This window comes from Paenibacillus sp. FSL L8-0494, assembly GCF_038003695.1.
In the GTDB taxonomy this organism is placed as follows: domain Bacteria; phylum Bacillota; class Bacilli; order Paenibacillales; family Paenibacillaceae; genus Paenibacillus_AQ; species Paenibacillus_AQ odorifer.
Genome location: NZ_JBBOPQ010000001.1, coordinates 3,474,392 through 3,493,092, shown reverse-complemented (window position 1 = coordinate 3,493,092; position 18,701 = coordinate 3,474,392). Strand labels below are relative to the sequence as shown.

Below are 18,701 nucleotides of genomic sequence, written 5' to 3'. Positions count from 1 at the left end.
TTTTTGTATCGTTATCTATTTCCTTTTAGAGTACGCTTAAAAAATAGTCGGCACCATTCCCCCATCCATGCGAATTGGAGAACCTTTAAATGCAGAGGCATAAGGACTGCATACAAATGCTGCTAGTCTGCCTATTTCAAAAGGTTTAATAAATCGTTGTATTTCAGATTGAGGAAGATTTGTAGTCATGAATTTTCTTTCTTTTTCTGAAAAAGTCATATCCTCATTGGAGTATATCCCATCAATAATTTGATGCACATTTTCAGATAGTGTTGGTCCTGGCATGATCGTATTGACTGTAACTTCAGTTCCTATCGTTAACTTAGATAAGCTTTTTGACAATGATAATAACATTGATTTGGTCATTGCATATTGAGGCATTTGGCCTGAAGGCATAATGGCTTCTTCACTAGCAATAAAGAGAATTCGGCCATAATCTTTTTGTAACATTTTAGGTAAATAGAATTTTGTTAATCCATTCGCAGCAAGGACATTAGTACGGATGTATTTTTCAAATATTTCGTCGTCAACGTCCTCATATTTCATAATTTCATAGATACCCATATTATTAACTAAAACATCTATATTAGGGTATTTTTCGAATAAGGCTTCTCTTTGCGCAATATCCACAATATCCGCTGTAGCATTTTGTGGAGAGGTAGCCGGGAAATTCGACTTTATTTCATTTACAGTCTGTTCTACCTGATCATAATTCCGTCCATTAATTAGTACATTAACTCCTTCTTTAGCGAGTTCAATGGCGATTGCTTTACCAATACCTTTTGTTGATCCTGTAATTAAAGCTGTTTTATTATTTAATCCCATATCCATATTACATTTCTCCTTTTATCCCGGCGTGCTGAGTAGTTGTCATTTTAAGAACAGTCCTGTGTGCCGGCTAGGATTATATTATCGTACCGGGGTTGTTCAGTAACTAGCGGATTGTGCCAAAGTTCTTGTTTAACACGCCAATGATAAAACTCTGAAAATACTGTCTTTATGAAGAGGGTATCGTGTTTAAACCTAAATGTTCATTACGCCAATTTGAAGGAGTATCACCTTCCCAAAGACGAAAGGCACGGTAGAACGAGTTCTGGTCTTCATATCCAATCAAGAAAGCCACTTCTTTAATATCAAGCGAAGAATCTGCCAGATACTCTCGTGCTTGCTCATGTCTAGCTTGTGTAAGCAATTGCTTAAAGCTTGTGTTTTCTTCAGTAAGCCTGCGTTGCAAGGTACGGTCACTCATACTTAATACCTTCGCAACAGCTTGAATGTCAGGGCGTCCTCCGCTGAAGCTGCGTTTCATGATCCATTTGACCCTCTCGGTTATAGAGCGTGTGCCCTTCTGTTCAGCAAGCGTCCGGTCCAAAACGGGAGTCAGAATCTCCAGTAACTCTTCGTTGTACGAGATAAAAGGATGATTCAAATCATTTCGACGCAACGTCAAACGATTATATTGAGCATCTATCTGAATTCGGCAGCCGAAATAAGCTTCAAGAATCTTTACATTTCCTATAGGCTGTGAAAACTCGACAAGCTGTGCTGTCAAAGGTAGGCCTGTGCCTCGCCGTCCGAGTTCTAGAAGAAATGCCAAAGTGAGGCCGAGCAGCAGCGGTGGACCAGAATGCCCGGGATGCTGCCATTCCAATTCGATTGTACATAACTCGCCTTCCTCGGTAATACGCAAGCTTTCAGGAGGGCACATTTGTTTGTATCGTACCATTCGGTTAAGAGCATCGCGATAGTCCTTAGCATGGTATGTTGCTAAAACCGTCGGCGGATATTGTGTGGTTTCAAAGACGGTTGCAAGCTTAATGATTCCTTCGGCAGTATCTCCAATGAGATCGGAATATGCCTGCCAGACTGCGAAATATTGGGCGGTGGTGACTTCTGACTCTGTGATCTGGCTAAGTGGAAGATTTGCTTTGCTGGCTACATCTTGTGCAGTTATCCCTAATTGACTTAATCCAGCCCAAAATCCTGGTGGGATTTTAATTTGATCAGAGGTATGAGACTTCATACATATGGACCTCCTTTATTAAGAACTCCAGCACGCTTGGGCAAGCAGTTCGAACGAATGCAATCGTTTCTCATAATCTGGAATCATGGTAACGATAATGAATTCATTAACTCCATACAAAAGAGATAACCGTTCCAACTTACCTTTAACACTTTCCGGAGTACCTACCAGCAGCTTACGTTCCAAGGGCTCAGACTTCGCTTCGGCAGAACCTTCTTGTTGGAATAATGTCGTACCAGATGAGGCCAATCGCTCTGCCTCTTCCTCTGTCTCGGCGCAAATGACGCCAACAGCAACCATGGCCTGCGGTTCAGGAGAAAGTGAAGAAGGAGTAAATGTTTCACGGTAAGCTTGCAAAACCTCCTCCCCTGCTACATCGCTCATGAACTGGCCGAACACATAACCTGCTCCAAACTCGGCAGCATATGCCGCGCTTTTCTTGTTTGTACCCAGCAGCCATAGCTCTGGAGATACGGGTGGGACCGGACGGGCGGTTATTGAACGTCCTTCATAGGAATAGTTACCCTGCAATAATTCAGTGACTCCTTTAAGCAGTTCTGGCATTTTCCAAACATTTTCGAGAAAATTGCCACTCAGTGCTAAACTTACTTCAGCAGTACCGCCGGGAGCTCTGCCTAATCCAAGGTCGATACGTCCCGGGTACAAACTGGCCAGCAAATGAAATGCTTCCACCACCTTTAGCGGCTTATAATGTGGCAGCAATAAAGCGCCTGAGCCAAGGCGAATGTGTGTTGTTTTCGCTCCAATATGCGATAAAAGCACCTCCGTAGAGGTACATGCTAATCCCGGCATATCATGATGTTCAGCAACCCAATAACGAGAATATCCCAGTCTTTCTGCTGTCTGAGCCAGCTTCACTGCTTGTCCCAATGCGGTACTAGCATCCACCGTATTAAAAACAGGTACGAGATCTAATACACTAAGCTTAATGGATGTTCTTGTCATGATTAAGTCCTACTCGAGGGTTTCGGTAAAATTCGATCATATCGATAAAAATAAGCTTGTAATCAACTGCAACCGCGGCCAGATCATACATTTGGCCATGGCCGTCTTCTTTGGAGGCAAAAACAACATCGTGCCGCAGCTTATCCATAATCATTTTGCCGATGAACTGATGCTCGTATTCCGCGTACTTCTTTTTGAAAGCTTCATTAAACTCCCACAGCTCTTGGTAAGACCGCTCTAGCATTGCGTTTACCAAAGTCAGCTCATTGCCCTCTTTTTGTACAGCTACGTAATAATTTCCGCGATCATCCTTGATCAAATCCTTATATAACTCAACATTCAAAGTTAACGTCTCCTCTCTGATTACCTAGAACTCAATTTTATAGGCTTGCAGTCAGCACCGTTGGCTCTGTCGTGATTTCTACATTTCCTGCAACAGCTCTGGAGATCATGCAGGAGCCTTCTGCTTTATGGGCAATACGGATGGTTTTATCAATATCGTCCTGTGACGCATCTTTGGTAAGGGTGATTAGGGGTGAATGTTTGATGGCTTCATATGTAAAAATGTTATTCGTTACATCGACCGTCGCCTCTGAGGTTAACGTCAGCTCTGAAGTCGTCAGCCCTGCCCGCTCCAGCATTGCTGCAAGTGTAATGAGATAACAGGTTGCTGCTGCTCCCAAAAGCATCTCATCCGGATTCGTTCCTACTCCGGGTCCTCCCATTTCTTTCGGAATGGAAATTTGAGTCTTAAGCTGTCCAGCTTCAATAGTTCCGTCACTGTTACGGCCACCGTTCCATACGGCGTTCAATATAAATGGGTGTTTCATTTTTATATATCCTCCCTAGCTTGATATTGCATGATATATTTTTCATCGAATACTTTACATGCTAACATAGAAGAATGTGGTGAACAAACAGGCTCAGGCCTACTATTCATGAAACTTATCTATAAATTAAAATCCAGGAGGTTCTACCATCATGATAAACGACACGGATATAAAACATCTCAAGCGTTGTATTGAACTTGCCCGAATTGCACTAGAAGCTGGGGACGAACCCTTTGGTTCAGTCCTTGTATCAGCAAGTGGAGAAGTGCTGGCGGAAGACCGCAACCATGTAGGTAGCGGTGACCATACTCAGCATCCCGAATTCGCTTTAGCCCGCTGGGCAGCTCAGAATATGACACTGGAAGAACGTAAGCAGGCAACAGTGTATACCTCCGGAGAACATTGCCCTATGTGTGCAGCGGCACACGGTTGGGTTCGTTTAGGACGAATTGTATATGCCAGTTCCTCGAAGCAATTATCGGCGTGGTTAAATGATATGGGAATTGCAGCATCACCCGTCCGTAATTTAAGGATTCAAGAGGTTATTCACGATGCGTTCGTAGATGGCCCTGTACCGGATCTTGCAGAACAAGTACGGGAGCTTCATCTACAATTTCACGAGAAAAGACTTCTTCAGTAATACGAAGAATCAAAAATATTTTATTTTTCCGTAAAAAAAGAACCTTCGGATAAAGGTTCTTCGGCTGTCGAGAAAGTCTCGACAGCTTTATTTATGTCCAGAAAAGGGTGATTTCACATCCCTTTACCTTTTATTATTCTTAATTACTTCGCTAAAGCGGTCAGGGAAATTTGTATGTACACCATCTACACCCCAAATTACGGCTTTATCCATATTCACTTGATAATTCACAGTATATGGAAACACCTTTAGCCCTGAATTTTTTGCCTGCGCGACATATGCCGCATTTATTTTTTGAAAGTTAGGACTTATGCCTACCGCATAAGTTTTTAATCTATTCACATAGGATTCTGATATTTCATAAACAGGAAAATCATACCATACAATTTGATAAAGAGGGACTGCTGGATTTATGGAATGGAATCTACGTAAACTCGCTTCACTAAATGAATGTATAGCAACATGAGCCGACAGATCATAATTTAAGATTTCTTCATTTAACAATGCCTCGATGTTCGAATTCGACGTGGGATCTTTAATCTCAATCATATAGTCCACTTCTTTTCCGAACCTTTCAAATACCTCTTTTAGTGTCGGAATACGTAAATCTACATATTTATCTCTAGCGAACATGGGATATTGTTCATTAAACCATGATCCCGCGTCTAATTTTGAGATCTGCTCTAAAGTAAAATCCTTTACATACCCTTTAGCATTCGTGGTGCGATTTACGGTCCCATCATGAATAACAACAGGAACATGATCTTTTGTTAACTGAATGTCTAACTCGATATAATCGGTCTTCATATCAATAGCTAGTTCGAATGCAGGTATTGTATTCTCAGGAGCATATCCTGAAGCACCACGGTGAGCGATTGTATATACTTTATCCGCAGGCATGATAATTTCCTTTACTTTAATGCGAATCCAGGGGGAATAAGCATACAAAGAGGTGAACAATAAGATTAACAAAAGCACATGTATACCTATAAAGTAGATTCTAGAATTTTGAATTTTTTGCATTAAGCTGACCTCATCTTTTAAAAAATATAATGTGGAATACTTGGTGACTTTCGCTCTAACATTCATTCTTGTGTAAAATTATGATTTATATTCCCTTATGTTAATCCCACCTCAATGTATTTGTAAGGTCAAAGTTTGGAGATTTCTATTGTACCAGATTATCTAGAGAAAATATTGCGAGGCAGCATAAATGAGAAAGGGTCTGCAAGGTCAAGAAGCAACATCTAAACTTTGTGGGGTATAAACTATAGTTGCTATATATACAGAGTCCTAAAGTTCTTATACCATTAACTTTGTAAGCGATTAACTTTATAGGAGGAAATGACTTGACAAAGCCAGTGCAACCCAATGAACCTCTCGTAACTCATATTTATACTGCGGATCCTTCTGCTCATGTATTTGAAGGCAAGATTTATATTTATCCCTCTCATGACCTGGATCACGATATGATCTCTAATGACAACGGTGACCAATATAATATGGAGGATTACCATGTTCTGTCTATTGATGGAGATGGCTCCCCTTGTATCGACCACGGTGAAGTACTTCATGTGAAGGATGTTCCATGGGCTAAAAAGCAAATGTGGGCTCCGGATGCAGCATACAAAAACAATACCTACTATTTGTTTTTCCCAGCCCGAGACCATGACGATATTTTCCGAATCGGGGTTGCCACCTCAGCTTCACCTTCCGGACCCTTTACACCTGAACCAAGCTACATTCCTGGCAGTTATAGCATTGATCCCGCTGTTTTCGTTGATAATGATAGCAAATCATATATATACTTTGGGGGTCTTTGGGGCGGTCAACTTGAAAAATGGCAAACCGGCTCATTTGTTGCGAATGCCGAGGGACCGGCTGAAACGGCACCAGCTCTTGGACCTATCGTAGCGGAGCTGAGCGAGGACATGCTGAGCTTTGAAGGTGAGCCTAGAGAAATATCCATCATCGATACGAACGGAAATCCGATTCTTGCTGGAGATGAAGAGAGAAGATATTTTGAAGGTCCATGGGTTCATAAATATAACGGTTATTATTATCTTTCTTATTCCACGGGTACTACCCATAATATTGTATACGCTATCAGTAAAGATCCGCTTGGGCCTTTTGTATATCAAGGAAAAATACTTACACCCGTCCTGGGCTGGACAACACACCATTCTATTGTTCAGTTTAAAGAGAAGTGGTATTTATTTTATCATGATAGTTCTTTATCTGGTGGTGCTGACAACAAGCGATCTGTAAAATATACGGAGCTGAAATACAACGATGATGGCACCATTCAAACCATCCATCCTTAGTTTTTATTGAAATGGAGTGCATGCTGGAGTGCACAGGAGGGGAAATATCATGCCAATGACACAACAAGGTGCTTTTTATACGGGGAAATATCGCAATTTATTTAAGGAGTTTGGCTTTTCTGAAGATGAAATCAACGCTAAACTCGAAGAAACTTGGAGTGATTTGTTTTACGGAGATCCGAACGTACGAATCTACTATCCGCTGGACGAGGATAAAAGCTATATTCTGGATACAGGTAATCTGGATGTTAGGTCTGAAGGAATGTCCTACGGGATGATGATGGCTGTTCAAATGAATAAAAAAGATGAGTTTGATCGTTTATGGAACTTCTCTAAGACGTTTATGCAGCACAAAGAAGGCCGTTATGCCGATTACTTTGCTTGGCACTGCAAGCCTGACGGTACAAGAATTTCACCAGGACCCGCACCGGACGGGGAAGAGTTTTTCGCCATGGCTTTGTTTTTTGCCTCAAAACGTTGGGGGAACGGTCCGGCACCTTATAATTATTCCGAGCAGGCTCGAATAATATTGCGTGCTTGTGTACATAAAACTGAAACAGGCGCTGGTGACTCAATGTGGGACGCGGAAACGAAACTGATTAAATTCGTACCGGAATCCACCTTCAGTGATCCATCTTACCATCTCCCCCATTTCTATGATTTGTTCGCTTTGTGGGCTGATGAAGGTGACCATATATTTTGGCGAGAAGCGGCGGAAGCCAGCCGCACATATCTACACACTACATGCCATCCTATAACTGGTCTCGCTCCCGAATATGCCAATTTTAACGGCACCCCGGCAGAACCCCAGCCTCATGGTGATTTCAGCCATTTTTTCAGTGATGCTTACCGGGTTGCGGCTAATATCGGTCTGGACTGGGTATGGTTCCAAAAGGACAGCTGGCAGGTCAATCAATGTAACCGAATTCAAGCTTTTTTTAGGAATATCGAAGTTTCCAATTACCGGCGGTACACCATTGAGGGACAGGCATTCGACGAACCGGCGCTGCATCCAGTAGGCCTTTTGGCGACCAATGCCATGGCTTCGCTTGCTTCGGATGGCCCGGAGGCAGAGCATTTTGTCCGTTTGTTTTGGGATACACCTTTGCGAACTGGACAACGTCGTTATTATGATAACTGTCTGTACTTCTTTAGTTTACTAGCCCTAAGTGGAAACTATCGCATTTATTGAAGTATATCGAACAAAACAATAGGACTCCATTCCTCGAAAAGGTCGAGGAATGGAGTCCTATTAATCGTAATAAAGCTTTGCTATTATTTAATTACTACATATTCCAAGTTAACAAGTTTTGCGTAAGCAATAATTTGGTCTGATGTAAGAGTTAAAGAAACAACGGTGTGGTGACCGCCACCATTTTCGATCCAAGCTTTTACCCCGTCTTGGAAGTTTGGTTTAACATTCCAAAGCACACGAGCTACTGGTAGGTTTGGAGCTGGAACAGTTGGTTCAAAAGCAGTCACTTCGTTGATCAAAAGTTTGTAATGCGTACCGAAGTCAGCCATGGAAACCACTACACCGTCTCCTGCTTTACCGTCAAATACTAAACGGGCTGGATCGTCTTTACCACCAATACCTAGTGGAGACACGATGATTTTTGGTTTGTTGCTTGCCAAAGTAGGATCTACTTCAAGCATATGGGATTGAAGAATAGATTCTTGTCCAACCGTCAATTCATAAGTGTAGTCTTCCATAAAGCCCGTGGATTGGTTATGGCTCATCACTTTAAGCAAGCGGTCGAGAGCTGCAGTCTTCCAGTCTCCCTCTCCAGCAAAACCATATCCTTGTGCCATCAAACGTTGAACAGCAAGTCCTGGAAGTTGTTTCATTCCATGTAAATCTTCGAAGTTTGAGGTGAAGGCATTGTAGCCACCTTGATCAAGGAAACGTTTGATAGCAATTTCATAGCTTGCTTGAACTCTTACGCTAGCTTCCCATGCTTCTTTGCTGTTAGTGCCATAGTCGAATTCATACAGCTCTGCATATTCAGCAAACAAACCATCGATTTCTTCTTCTTTAACTTCATTAATGACTTGAACCAGGTCACCAATACCAAAGTAGTCAACCGTCCAGCCAAATTGAATTTGGGCTTCAACTTTATCTCCTTCAGTTACACCAACGTTACGCATGTTGTCACCAAAACGAGCAACTTTGATATTGAAGCTTTCGTTATAAGCAACAGCTACGTCCATCCATTCTGCAATTTGCTTTTGAACTTCAGGGCGTTCCCAATAGCCTACAACCACTTTGTTTTGTTTGTTCAAACGGGCGTTAATAAAACCATATTCACGGTCACCATGAGCTGCTTGGTTTAGATTCATGAAGTCCATATCAATTGTTGCCCATGGAATACTTTCATTATATTGCGTAGCTAGATGAAGCAAAGGTTTTTGCAGCATTTTTGTTCCGCGGATCCACATTTTTGCAGGTGAGAAAGTATGCATCCAAGTGATGACACCGGCAACTTCGTCACGATAGTTAACTTCTTTCATAATGTTGGTGATTTTATCTGCGCTGACAGCTAAATCCTGCAATACTAGTGGGTAAGGCAAAACTCCGCTTTTATTCAAAGCATCTGTCATCGTTTGTGCGTGCGCTTTAACTTCAGCCAATGCTTCTTCCCCATAAAGATGTTGCGAACCTACGACAAACCAAAATTCTTTTGCTACTGCTGTTGACATATTCATCCTCTTTTCATCATTTTGTAGTTTGATTATTTTTGACCGTAATAAGCGTCTTTCCCATGTTTGCGCAAGTAATGTTTATCTAGAATACGTTGTGGCAATTCTTCCGCAAAATGGTTCAACTCTCTAGCAAATAAATTCATTTTTGATACTTCATCCAACACTACGCTGTTCATTACAGCGGATTTTGCATTTTTCCCCCAAGTAAAGGGTCCGTGGCCTTTAAGCAAAACACCGGGAACCGCCATAATATCTATCCCGCGTTGTTCAAAGGTTTCGATGATTACATTACCTGTTTCCGCTTCGTAACCCCGATCGATTTCCTCTTGCGTCAAGAAACGCGCACAAGGAATGGAGCCATAGAATGTATCAGCGTGCGTAGTTCCCATTACAGGAACGTCAAGTCCTGCTTGTGCCCAAATAGTTGCCCAAGTGGAATGTGTATGCACGATTCCGCCAATTTCGGAGTAATGTTTATAAAGTACTGCGTGAGTAGGTGTATCGGAGGAAGGTCTCATCTCCCCTTCAACCACATTGCCATCCAGATCAACAACTACCATATCGCTGGCTTTCATTGTTTCATAATCTACACCACTAGGTTTGATTACGAATAATCCACTTTCGCGATCAATTGCACTCACATTTCCCCATGTATACTTGATAAGTCCATGTTTCGGCAATTCCAGATTGGCTTGAAAAACCTCTTCTTTAAGTTGTTCTAACATCTTAGTCCCTCCATTTTCAGACTAAATTATCAACAGCGGATTGCTCAATCGCCAAACCTTTTTTATAACGTTCGATAAAGGTTTCAAAGCCTTTAATGTCGGTTGCATCGGGATGAATTTCTTCTCCCTTTACATCTTTGAACACTTTTTGATCGAGGAAGTCCTCCAAGCTTTCTTCCTGATTTTTGTTCATCATGTATGAGGCAAGAATAGCCATTCCCCATGCGCCGCCTTCTCCAGCAGTCGACATTACGGAAACAGGAACATTCAGTGAAGCTGCCATCATTTTTTGGCCAACAACCGGAGTCTTAAATATACCGCCGTGTCCTAAAATACTATCTATGGCTACATTCTCTTCTTTCGTTAAAATGTCCATTCCAATTTTCAAAGCACCAAAGGCGCTGAACAAATGTGCACGCATAAAGTTAGCCAGATTAAATTTGCTCTCAGGCGAACGTACAAATAGCGGACGGCCTTCTTCTAACCCCGTAATGTTCTCACCCGAGAAATAACCGTAACTGAGCAATCCACCCGCATCTGCGTCTGCTTCCAAAGCCTTATTCAGCAGTACGCTGTACAATTTATCAGCTTCTACCTTTTGCCCCATCGCTTCATAGAACTCACGGAATAATCCGAGCCAGGCGTTAAGGTCACTTGAACAGTTATTAGCATGAACCATACCTACCGGACTTCCGTCTGGCGTAGTCACCATATCAATTTCCGGATAAACCTTGGAAAGCTCTTTTTCCAATACGATCATGGCAAAAACAGAGGTTCCTACGGAGACATTCCCGGTACGTTTTCTTACACTATTGGTAGCAACCATACCGGTTCCCGCATCCCCTTCTGGAGGGCTAAGCGGAATCCCAGCTTGTAATTGCAATGATGGATCCAGAATTTTGGCTCCTGCTTCGGTTAATAGACCCGCTTGCTCACCGGCAACATACACCTTAGGAAGAAGATCGCTGGTCTTCAGCGAATAACCTTTGCCAGCAATAAGCTCATCAAACTGTTGTATCATGGATTCATTATAATTCCCTATGGATTCATCAATTGGGAACATACCTGAAGCATCCCCAACACCAAGTGCTTTGTTGCCGGTCAATAACCAATGAATGTATCCTGCTAACGTCGTAACAAAACGAATCTCCGGCACATGTTCTTCTTTGTTTAAGATCGCCTGATAAAGATGAGCAATACTCCAACGTTCCGGGATATTGAATTTAAATACATCCGTCAATTCTTTGGCTGCCTTACCAGTTGTTGCATTACGCCAAGTCCGGAACGGAACGAGCAATTGATCCTGTTCGTCAAAAGTCATATATCCATGCATCATTGCAGAAAACCCGATTGAACCAACGGTTTGGAGGGTGATTCCGTAATTTTGTTGAACTTCTTGCTTCATCTCACGATAAGCATCTTGTAGACCTTTGATAATATCTTCTAGGCTGTACGTCCAAAAGCCGTCTTTCAATTGATTTTCCCATTCATAACTTCCAGAAGCGATCGTTTGAAAACTATGATCAATAAGTACTGCTTTAATACGCGTGGATCCAAATTCAATCCCTAGCGAAGTTTCTCCCTTATTGATTGCTTCTTCGATGCTTAATCGATTCGATATCACGTTGGTCACCTCTCTGACAGCGCTTTTTAATATAAAAGAATTCGCTTTCTTAATTAACAGCTTTAGTATAAATTTTTGTACGTACATTTGTCAATAAAATAGTTATATATACATACAAATATGGAGATGATAATAATTTAACTCCGTACTTAGTATGTTTATGATGATCTAAAGGTACGAAATATTTACATTTTTTCATAAAAAAAGAGCCCCTTTATATTTAATTCGTAGTCATGCTATAATTTGTACATACAACTTAACGAAATGAACGAATCAAAAAGCGAACAAGTATGGAAAGAGGAATTACATGAAACCAAAGTATCAAGTGATTATAGAGGATATAAAAAGCAAGATCCTTTCAGGAGATTACAATGTAGGCGAACAAATTCCTACGGAGTCTGCCTTGCAGTCCTTGTACGAGGTTAGCAGACAGACTGTTAGAAAAGCCATTTTAGAGCTATCCAACGAAGGATTCCTCCGCAGCGAAAAAGGTTCTGGCACGTATGTCAGCAACCAATATCGCACAAAGACCGGCGGGAGTTCACATAAGAAGACGATCGGTGTAATTACGACGTATATCTCTGACTACATCTTCCCTTCTATTATCCGGGGGATTGAAAGCCGAATGAATGAGGATAACTATTCACTATTATTGGCTAGTACCAATAACGATGTTGCGCAAGAAAAAAAAGCTCTCGAAATGATGTTGTCCTACGGCGTAGATGGTTTAATTATTGAACCTACAAAAAGTAATCTGTATAATCCCAATATTGCTTATTATCTGTCATTTAAGGAGCAGGATATTCCACTCATTATGATCAATGCTTTTTATGAGGAAATAGAGCTACCCTTCCTTTGTCTTGACGATGTGCAGTCCAGTTATCTGGCAACAAAAGAATTGATCTCCAAAGGTCACTCTCAAATTGGACTTATCGCAAAAATGGATGATTTACAAGGCAAATATCGAATGAAGGGTTATATCAAAGCCCTCGAAGAAGCTAAATTGCGGTTTTATCCAGAGCAAATATTTTCGTTCAATACCGAGACCAAACAAACCTTAGCTACAAACCTGAAGGATTTCCTAAATAAAAATAGAGATACCCTCTCTGCGATTGTCTGCTACAACGACGAGGTTGGTTTGGAAGTAGTCAATGCTTGCAGACAGCTGGAAATTTCTATACCAGAGGATTTATCAATTATTGGCCAGGACAACTCCTATATTGCCCAAAATGCGAACATCAAACTGACCACTTTGACGCATCCCCAAGAAACTATGGGCCGTGATGCAGCGGATTGGGTCATTAAAAAATTACAAGGAAAAAAGGATCTTCCCAACAACACTTATTATCAACCTGTGTTAATTGAAGGAGAAACAGTAGTCGAGAGATAGAATAAATTCTGAGGGATTTGTGTTTATCTTCATATGTAAATGTAATAACCCACCAGTTGTGACTGGTGGGTTATTTGCAACTGTTATCTTAGTATTCTTTAAAGGTTCGATTCTTGTTTTGAAGTCAACAGTACAGAAGAAGCAAACTGTTTCACAAGATTGCCGGGATTTATCCCGTATTTATCCGAAATCCCTCGGCAGCCCGAGGGGTGATAGCCCCAAGGCTTGAATATGGTGTTATCTGGATACACCATCTAGGAAACACTAACATTTCTTTTACTTAATTTCTTAAATACCGAGTATTCCTTATTGGACTTAATAAAACTTAATATCTTTTCAGCACATTCTAATGAATTCATCTCTTCCGTATTTACTTCGAGGTCATATTCATCAAAGCAATATACTTTGCTAAACTGTGAAGCTGCTAGTCCAATCTTTCTATCTCCTCTTGTTTGCTCTCTTCTTATGAGTTCTTCTTTCGAGCATATTACACCTATAAATAACGTAGGGTGATCGAAAAATTGCTCAAGAAACACATTAAACCTCTTATCGTTGTCGATTACGGTATCTACTATTACATTAAAACCAAATTCTGATAACAATTTAATTGTCGAATGGTACACTGAGAATATGGAATCATCCAATATTTGGGAAACGACTTGATGATCTATTTCTCTTGTAGGTTCATCTGGAAATTTATTATTAATAAAATCATTGTAATTATTAAAAAAATCATCAATTGATAAATGATAAAAAGGAATCTCTTTCTGTTTTATCAGTTCAGTCGATATGGAGGTCTTTCCGGAACTTGAAGTTCCATTTAGAAAAACTAATATCCCTTGCTTCAATTTAATCATCCCTTCAAATAATAATCATTGCAACTCAGAGATTATTCGAGAAAAGATTAAATTATCCTTTACTGTTTGATATGTTCCTTGATTTGTTCGGCTATTTGCTCCAACAATGCTTCTTTTCCTAAAGCAAAGAAAGCCTCATTATAATTTTGTCTGCTTGTCATACGATATATATTATTCGATTTTACAGCTTTCAGATTGCTCCAGACCTTGCTTTGGTCAAGAACATTCTGGTCATTATCGGATAATAAAATGATATGGTCTGGATTAAAGGTGGACAGTGCTTCTAGACTTGTCACTTTCCCTCCCCATGGATCTGGCTCCGGTGTACCTGGCGCGATGGGTAATCCTAGATCATTAAAAATCATATCCGCAATACCTGTGCGGGAATAGATGCGTATTTCTTTCTCTGTAGCTTCGATTACCGCAAACGTCTCTTCCTTGGTTATCTCAGTGATTTGATCATGTAGTATTAGAGCACGTTGATCATAGACCTTCAACCACGCTTCCATTTCCGCTTTCTTATCAAGCACCTCCGCAACAAATGCAAATCGCTCTCTAAAAGCGTTAAAGCCATAAGGCACCCTCACTGTTGGAGCAATCATATTTAGTTGATCATAGATTTTTTCTTGGGTAGGTCCTGCCAGTATCAAATCAGGGCTTGCTGCAATGATCGCTTCTAAGTTGACTTCCGTCTGAAACCATCCAGCGGGAGTTACATCAGGCAGTTCTTTTTTGAGAATAGGAGTGATTTCTAATGAATTAGCCATATCTGTATTCCCAGTAATAACAGGTTTATATCCAAGCACCAGAAGTTCTTCCGTTGAGCCGGATACATCGGCAATTCTAACCGGATTCACCGGTAATTCAACATCTACTTTAGCCTCCTGACCTGAATTCCCACACCCGTACAGCATCACCATCATGATTAAGGCGATTCCGGCAAAAGAGATCCGTTTTAAACTGAACATTTTTTCCAACCCTCTCCAATCTATTGATAATCATTCTCACTTCCAGTAAGTCCGATCATACACTCTGCTGATAGGACAGAACTACCGGCAGAAGGATTGAATAACGGTTTGGCGGATATTTATTTAATTTTTATCGTTTTTTAATTACTTCTGAAGGATTAATTCCATATTGCTTCCGAAAAGCTTCTGCAAAATGACTAAAGTTGTTGTAACCTACCATCGTCGCTGTTTGGCTGACACTAATATCCCCGGTTCTTATGATTTCCCATGCTTTTTCTAAACGTTTGTTCCGTAAATATGCAAATACAGTTGTTCCGTACTCTTCCTTAAATCCAACTTTTAATTTGTATTCGTTAATGCCTGCCAGCTTGGACAATTCGATTAGCGATGGTGGGTTTGCCATGTGGTCAAGGATGATATCCCTGGCTTTCCGAATGTTTTCTCGGTCACTACGTGATAAATGCAAACTGCGTTTAGTATGTTTCTGTTCAAAAAGAAAAGCGTCAAAATATACAGATAGGAGTTCTAATGCCTTCCCCTCTACGTACAACCGGCGCATGGAGGTATGATATGGACAGTCTCTCAATTGCACCAATAATCGGGTGGTTTCTGGAAGAATAGGCATACGGAACATTCGAAAAGCACATGAATCTAACAGTCCGGATAAGCTGCGAGCATGTGAAGAGCCTTGATCCTCCATCCATGAATCAAATAGTGTAACTGGTACACCTATGGACAATAAACGGATAGGTTCAGCACTGCGATAGTGAAATTCCGCCTGGAAATCCTGCATGAACTGCAATGAACAACTATCGGGCATTAACTCATGGCTAGTATCTGTAACATGAACTTCCCCGCTCCCCTGCAGACAAAAGCTTAACTCAATCATTGCTGCTTCGGATTGAACCTGAACTAGGCGATCATCAGCAAAACGGTAATCACTATCAACAATTTCGATCCCGGAGGGTGTGATCACTCTATCGACGTATCCTTGGGTACTGGATTGTGCAAAATGTTTCCTCTCTGTAGTGTCCCTCATAGACGGAGCCTCAAACAAAGCATCGAAATACCCGTTATAGATGTTATGAATAGATGAACTTGTCATTCTGTTATACACTCAGCAGGTAAGCTGCACTCCGTAATCCCAATATTATGTTTTATCATGAGCAGATCACCTTTTCTCTTCTATTAAATGATAACGATTATCATTCAGATCATTATATGCGAGATATTGGATAACCTGCAATGTACAGTTTGTAAGGATCACTTATCTCCGCCTCCTCAGTAAAGCGGTAGCACCTCTTGGGTCAGCCCTGAAAAGAGGTCGCTGGTTTGAACAAAAAAGGCATCAGGCAAATAATAATAAGCATCACCCATAGACACCACCTTTAATTCGGGAATGATATACATGGCGATATAAGTCCCGTCTTTTAGGTTGAACTGTAATTGATATGATTTCCCTTGGGATTGCGCCGCTGCAAGAGCTTCATATTCCTTATTGCTTAGCTCTGTTTTTTTTGCGCTGTACAAACCTTCGATAATGGACACAACAATAGGATGATCAGTGATAGTCTTTTGCACGTCATTCCCCACATGATTCAGAATATTGATATCTTTTGCATGCTCCTTCAGATTAGCCAGATCTAAATACTCCTTCGCGCTCATTGCAGAATCGTCTACCTTCGCCACAATTTCAGCTAGATAAAAATATTGCTCATCCTTAACTGCAATACGAAAATGGGATGGGTATGTTGGGATTTCATACAGCTTTCCACCAATTGCGAACGTAGCGGCATAATCCTTTTCCGCATTCTTATCCCCGTCTTTCTTTCCGGGCTCTTGGTTGAGATCAAACTCTAATGCACCAAGCGATTTGTCAGGCTCCATACCTGTGAACTTAAACTGAGCGCCATCTGCTACGAATGCATAACGGTATCCATTGTAATTCAGAATTTTGCGAACCCCTGTGGGAGACGAGACTGCTGTCTGCTGCGATATTTGTGGTGAATTAGGCAACGGCGTCTGTGGAAATTTATAAACGGCCACACCTAACACCAATGCAGCACAAGCTGCGAATGAGCCCCACTTTACATAAGCTTTTTTATTAGTGCGTCTCGCGGAGTTGGCTTTTTCTATCAAATTTTCGTCTATGTAACCGATTGTTTTGAAGAGCTCTTTATTATTCAAAGGAAATAACCCTCTTTCTGAAGATATATTTGGAGTTTTTTGCGTGTTCTGAAAAGAATTGATTTGGTTTTGCTTTCACTGATTGAGAAGCGTGCGGCAATATCGGCCAAAGAATCAGAATACCAGTAACGCCTCAAAAAAATATCCCGCTGATCTTCCTTAATGTTGTGTAGAAATTTGCTTATAGATTCGGCTATTTGTGCTTCCTCGTATTGGGTTTCAACGTTGTCTGAAGAGGATAAACAATCGTTTAATTCATCAAGAATCGTATCGAATTTTTTATTCCGTTTTTTAGCCATGTAATAATCATATTTGTTCAAAGCAATATTTCGTGTGATTCTCCCCAGAAAAGAGGACAGCTTTGCAGGAGACTTTGGCGGTATTGCTTCCCATGCACCAAGAAAGGTATCGTTAACACATTCTTCCGAATCTTCAGCATTAGACAAAATGTTATGAGCGATCCGAGTACAATAATTTCTATATTTTTTCGATGTTTCTTCTACTGCCCTTTCATTACGTGCAAAATACAATTGTATGATTTCACTATCTTCCACTCCATCACTTCCGTTCGATTTGATTAAGCATTCACTTATAAAGTAGGAAAAGAAGTGTTTAGGTTGCATAAAAATATAATTTTCTATAAGCTTCGGCATTCAACGCTGATAATATGACATAAAAATACAAATAACCCCTCATCCTATGGGATAAGGGGAAGTTATAATGTCTTCTAATTTTTAATTAATTCTACTTCCTTCATTGGAACCTTTGTCTTACGGAGCATCATCCAGATCCCCCCCAGACAAAATAAAACACTGCATCCCATGCCAAACAACGCGCTGGCGTTTAATGCCTGAGGTGAGCCTTTCATCGTAAGCACAGCCATTTGAGTGACAACAATGGAGACTACGGCATCAGTAAAGCTAATCATTTTTAATGTTGATATAATGGGATTGTTGAGATGACGGTTAACAATGTTTCCATGAATGGCAAAACCAAGTTTTGTAAAAGCGATCAGTGCTACCAGATATACAATGTAACCTTCATAAACCAAAGCGTCCCCGACTAGATAAATCCGCAGGCAGACCAACAGATATGAAACACCTAGAAGACAAAGAAAAACACCGCCACGCTTATAAACGTAAAGCTCCATGGAATACCTTTGCTGTGGTGAACTGACTTTTTTAGCTAATGTATATTTATGAAGCACCTGTCCTTTGGCTATACAAAGAATCAGATAATAAAGTGCATTTGTGATGAACCATCCGGACAATAGATATAACCCAAGAATTAATTTGCCTATACCAATAAAAGCATTGATGACTAGGGAAGCGGCGTTGAACATGGCGGTTCGATCTTGCGGATTTCCGAAGTACCGAACTAAGATTGCCTTAATATATATCATCCTCTCAAGAAAACCTTCATATCTCATTTTATGTTTCTAAGGGGACAATAGTATCATACTTG

Annotated in this window: 19 protein-coding genes; 4 read left to right on the top strand and 15 right to left on the bottom strand. The window is 40.8% G+C overall.

Features of this window, described 5'->3' with window-relative positions:
• Nucleotides 1-36: 36 nt before the first annotated feature.
• The 5 genes from NYE35_RS15980 to NYE35_RS15960 form a co-directional block, all read right to left on the bottom strand.
• Entirely contained in the window at nucleotides 37-831 is a 795-nt protein-coding gene (locus NYE35_RS15980) for an SDR family NAD(P)-dependent oxidoreductase (RefSeq protein ID WP_076105710.1), read from the bottom strand.
• A 166-nt stretch (nucleotides 832-997) separates the two neighbouring features.
• Entirely contained in the window at nucleotides 998-2,023 is a 1,026-nt protein-coding gene (locus tag NYE35_RS15975; RefSeq protein WP_341121623.1) for an AraC family transcriptional regulator, read from the bottom strand.
• An 18-nt stretch (nucleotides 2,024-2,041) separates the two neighbouring features.
• Nucleotides 2,042-2,989, bottom strand: a complete 948-nt coding sequence (locus NYE35_RS15970) for an LLM class flavin-dependent oxidoreductase (RefSeq protein ID WP_339810342.1) — start codon at nucleotides 2,987-2,989, stop codon at nucleotides 2,042-2,044.
• Nucleotides 2,970-3,332: a hypothetical protein gene (locus NYE35_RS15965; protein WP_076099232.1), complete on the bottom strand. Its 363-nt coding sequence runs from the start codon at nucleotides 3,330-3,332 to the stop codon at nucleotides 2,970-2,972. The genes NYE35_RS15970 and NYE35_RS15965 overlap by 20 nt, the downstream gene beginning before the upstream one ends.
• Before the next feature lie 37 nt (nucleotides 3,333-3,369).
• The gene (locus NYE35_RS15960; protein WP_038571065.1) at nucleotides 3,370-3,819 is read right to left on the bottom strand and encodes an OsmC family protein; all 450 of its coding nucleotides are present in this window, start codon (nucleotides 3,817-3,819) and stop codon (nucleotides 3,370-3,372) included.
• 151 nt (nucleotides 3,820-3,970) lie between these two features.
• Between NYE35_RS15960 and NYE35_RS15955 the strand changes: the two genes are divergently transcribed.
• Nucleotides 3,971-4,459 (top strand): nucleoside deaminase, encoded by a 489-nt coding sequence (locus NYE35_RS15955; protein WP_076105706.1) that lies wholly within the window; start codon nucleotides 3,971-3,973, stop codon nucleotides 4,457-4,459.
• A 123-nt stretch (nucleotides 4,460-4,582) separates the two neighbouring features.
• Here the strand turns inward: NYE35_RS15955 and NYE35_RS15950 are convergent, their stop codons facing one another.
• Nucleotides 4,583-5,482 (bottom strand): glycerophosphodiester phosphodiesterase, encoded by a 900-nt coding sequence (locus NYE35_RS15950; protein ID WP_341121621.1) that lies wholly within the window; start codon nucleotides 5,480-5,482, stop codon nucleotides 4,583-4,585.
• Nucleotides 5,483-5,808: 326 nt separating this feature from the next.
• Here NYE35_RS15950 and NYE35_RS15945 point away from each other — a divergent pair, with 326 nt between their 5' ends.
• A complete protein-coding gene (locus NYE35_RS15945) occupies nucleotides 5,809-6,783 on the top strand; it encodes a glycoside hydrolase family 43 protein (protein ID WP_341121619.1) in 975 nt (324 codons plus the stop codon).
• Between the two features lie 49 nt (nucleotides 6,784-6,832).
• Nucleotides 6,833-7,975, top strand: a complete 1,143-nt coding sequence (locus NYE35_RS15940) for a glycosyl hydrolase family 8 (RefSeq protein ID WP_038571057.1) — start codon at nucleotides 6,833-6,835, stop codon at nucleotides 7,973-7,975.
• 83 nt (nucleotides 7,976-8,058) lie between these two features.
• On the opposite strand, the gene araA is transcribed toward NYE35_RS15940, so the two are convergent.
• The 3 genes from araA to NYE35_RS15925 are packed head-to-tail and all read right to left on the bottom strand — an operon-like array spanning nucleotide 8,059 to nucleotide 11,922.
• A complete protein-coding gene (araA, locus tag NYE35_RS15935; RefSeq protein ID WP_341121617.1) occupies nucleotides 8,059-9,483 on the bottom strand; it encodes an L-arabinose isomerase in 1,425 nt (474 codons plus the stop codon).
• A 32-nt stretch (nucleotides 9,484-9,515) separates the two neighbouring features.
• On the bottom strand, nucleotides 9,516-10,211 hold the full coding sequence (locus tag NYE35_RS15930) for an L-ribulose-5-phosphate 4-epimerase (RefSeq protein ID WP_036677359.1): 696 nt from the start codon (nucleotides 10,209-10,211) through the stop codon (nucleotides 9,516-9,518).
• Between the two features lie 16 nt (nucleotides 10,212-10,227).
• The gene (locus NYE35_RS15925; RefSeq protein WP_445321956.1) at nucleotides 10,228-11,922 is read right to left on the bottom strand and encodes a xylulokinase; all 1,695 of its coding nucleotides are present in this window, start codon (nucleotides 11,920-11,922) and stop codon (nucleotides 10,228-10,230) included.
• 220 nt (nucleotides 11,923-12,142) lie between these two features.
• Between NYE35_RS15925 and NYE35_RS15920 the strand changes: the two genes are divergently transcribed.
• Nucleotides 12,143-13,225 carry a GntR family transcriptional regulator gene (locus NYE35_RS15920; RefSeq protein ID WP_076144120.1) on the top strand — a complete coding sequence of 361 codons (1,083 nt, stop codon included), beginning with the start codon at nucleotides 12,143-12,145 and terminating at the stop codon, nucleotides 13,223-13,225.
• A gap of 254 nt (nucleotides 13,226-13,479) precedes the next feature.
• Here the strand turns inward: NYE35_RS15920 and NYE35_RS15915 are convergent, their stop codons facing one another.
• From NYE35_RS15915 to NYE35_RS15890, 6 genes are all read right to left on the bottom strand, one after another.
• Nucleotides 13,480-14,073 (bottom strand): chloramphenicol phosphotransferase CPT family protein, encoded by a 594-nt coding sequence (locus NYE35_RS15915; RefSeq protein WP_076105700.1) that lies wholly within the window; start codon nucleotides 14,071-14,073, stop codon nucleotides 13,480-13,482.
• Between the two features lie 68 nt (nucleotides 14,074-14,141).
• A complete protein-coding gene (locus NYE35_RS15910) occupies nucleotides 14,142-15,050 on the bottom strand; it encodes an ABC transporter substrate-binding protein (protein WP_341121613.1) in 909 nt (302 codons plus the stop codon).
• 130 nt (nucleotides 15,051-15,180) lie between these two features.
• The gene (locus tag NYE35_RS15905) at nucleotides 15,181-16,155 is read right to left on the bottom strand and encodes a helix-turn-helix transcriptional regulator (RefSeq protein ID WP_341121611.1); all 975 of its coding nucleotides are present in this window, start codon (nucleotides 16,153-16,155) and stop codon (nucleotides 15,181-15,183) included.
• A 176-nt stretch (nucleotides 16,156-16,331) separates the two neighbouring features.
• On the bottom strand, nucleotides 16,332-17,237 hold the full coding sequence (locus NYE35_RS15900; protein WP_339825713.1) for a hypothetical protein: 906 nt from the start codon (nucleotides 17,235-17,237) through the stop codon (nucleotides 16,332-16,334).
• A complete protein-coding gene (locus tag NYE35_RS15895; RefSeq protein WP_036677465.1) occupies nucleotides 17,234-17,791 on the bottom strand; it encodes an RNA polymerase sigma factor in 558 nt (185 codons plus the stop codon). Before NYE35_RS15895 ends, NYE35_RS15900 begins: the two co-directional genes overlap by 4 nt.
• Before the next feature lie 173 nt (nucleotides 17,792-17,964).
• Nucleotides 17,965-18,639, bottom strand: coding sequence for a hypothetical protein (locus NYE35_RS15890; protein WP_244886487.1), 675 nt, complete (start codon nucleotides 18,637-18,639; stop codon nucleotides 17,965-17,967).
• Between the last annotated feature and the right edge of the window lie 62 nt (nucleotides 18,640-18,701).

Bases quoted from the DNA above. Each gene is read 5' to 3' on its own strand.
- NYE35_RS15980 (WP_076105710.1), bottom strand. From the start codon at position 831: ATGGATATGGGATTAAATAATAAAACAGCTTTAATTACAGGATCAACA.
- NYE35_RS15975 (WP_341121623.1), bottom strand. From the start codon at position 2,023: ATGAAGTCTCATACCTCTGATCAAATTAAAATCCCACCAGGATTTTGG.
- NYE35_RS15970 (WP_339810342.1), bottom strand. From the start codon at position 2,989: ATGACAAGAACATCCATTAAGCTTAGTGTATTAGATCTCGTACCTGTT.
- NYE35_RS15960 (WP_038571065.1), bottom strand. From the start codon at position 3,819: ATGAAACACCCATTTATATTGAACGCCGTATGGAACGGTGGCCGTAAC.
- NYE35_RS15955 (WP_076105706.1), top strand. From the start codon at position 3,971: ATGATAAACGACACGGATATAAAACATCTCAAGCGTTGTATTGAACTT.
- NYE35_RS15950 (WP_341121621.1), bottom strand. From the start codon at position 5,482: ATGCAAAAAATTCAAAATTCTAGAATCTACTTTATAGGTATACATGTG.
- NYE35_RS15940 (WP_038571057.1), top strand. From the start codon at position 6,833: ATGCCAATGACACAACAAGGTGCTTTTTATACGGGGAAATATCGCAAT.
- araA (WP_341121617.1), bottom strand. From the start codon at position 9,483: ATGTCAACAGCAGTAGCAAAAGAATTTTGGTTTGTCGTAGGTTCGCAA.
- NYE35_RS15930 (WP_036677359.1), bottom strand. From the start codon at position 10,211: ATGTTAGAACAACTTAAAGAAGAGGTTTTTCAAGCCAATCTGGAATTG.
- NYE35_RS15925 (WP_445321956.1), bottom strand. From the start codon at position 11,922: ATGTACGTACAAAAATTTATACTAAAGCTGTTAATTAAGAAAGCGAAT.
- NYE35_RS15920 (WP_076144120.1), top strand. From the start codon at position 12,143: ATGAAACCAAAGTATCAAGTGATTATAGAGGATATAAAAAGCAAGATC.
- NYE35_RS15910 (WP_341121613.1), bottom strand. From the start codon at position 15,050: ATGTTCAGTTTAAAACGGATCTCTTTTGCCGGAATCGCCTTAATCATG.
- NYE35_RS15905 (WP_341121611.1), bottom strand. From the start codon at position 16,155: ATGACAAGTTCATCTATTCATAACATCTATAACGGGTATTTCGATGCT.
- NYE35_RS15890 (WP_244886487.1), bottom strand. From the start codon at position 18,639: ATGATATATATTAAGGCAATCTTAGTTCGGTACTTCGGAAATCCGCAA.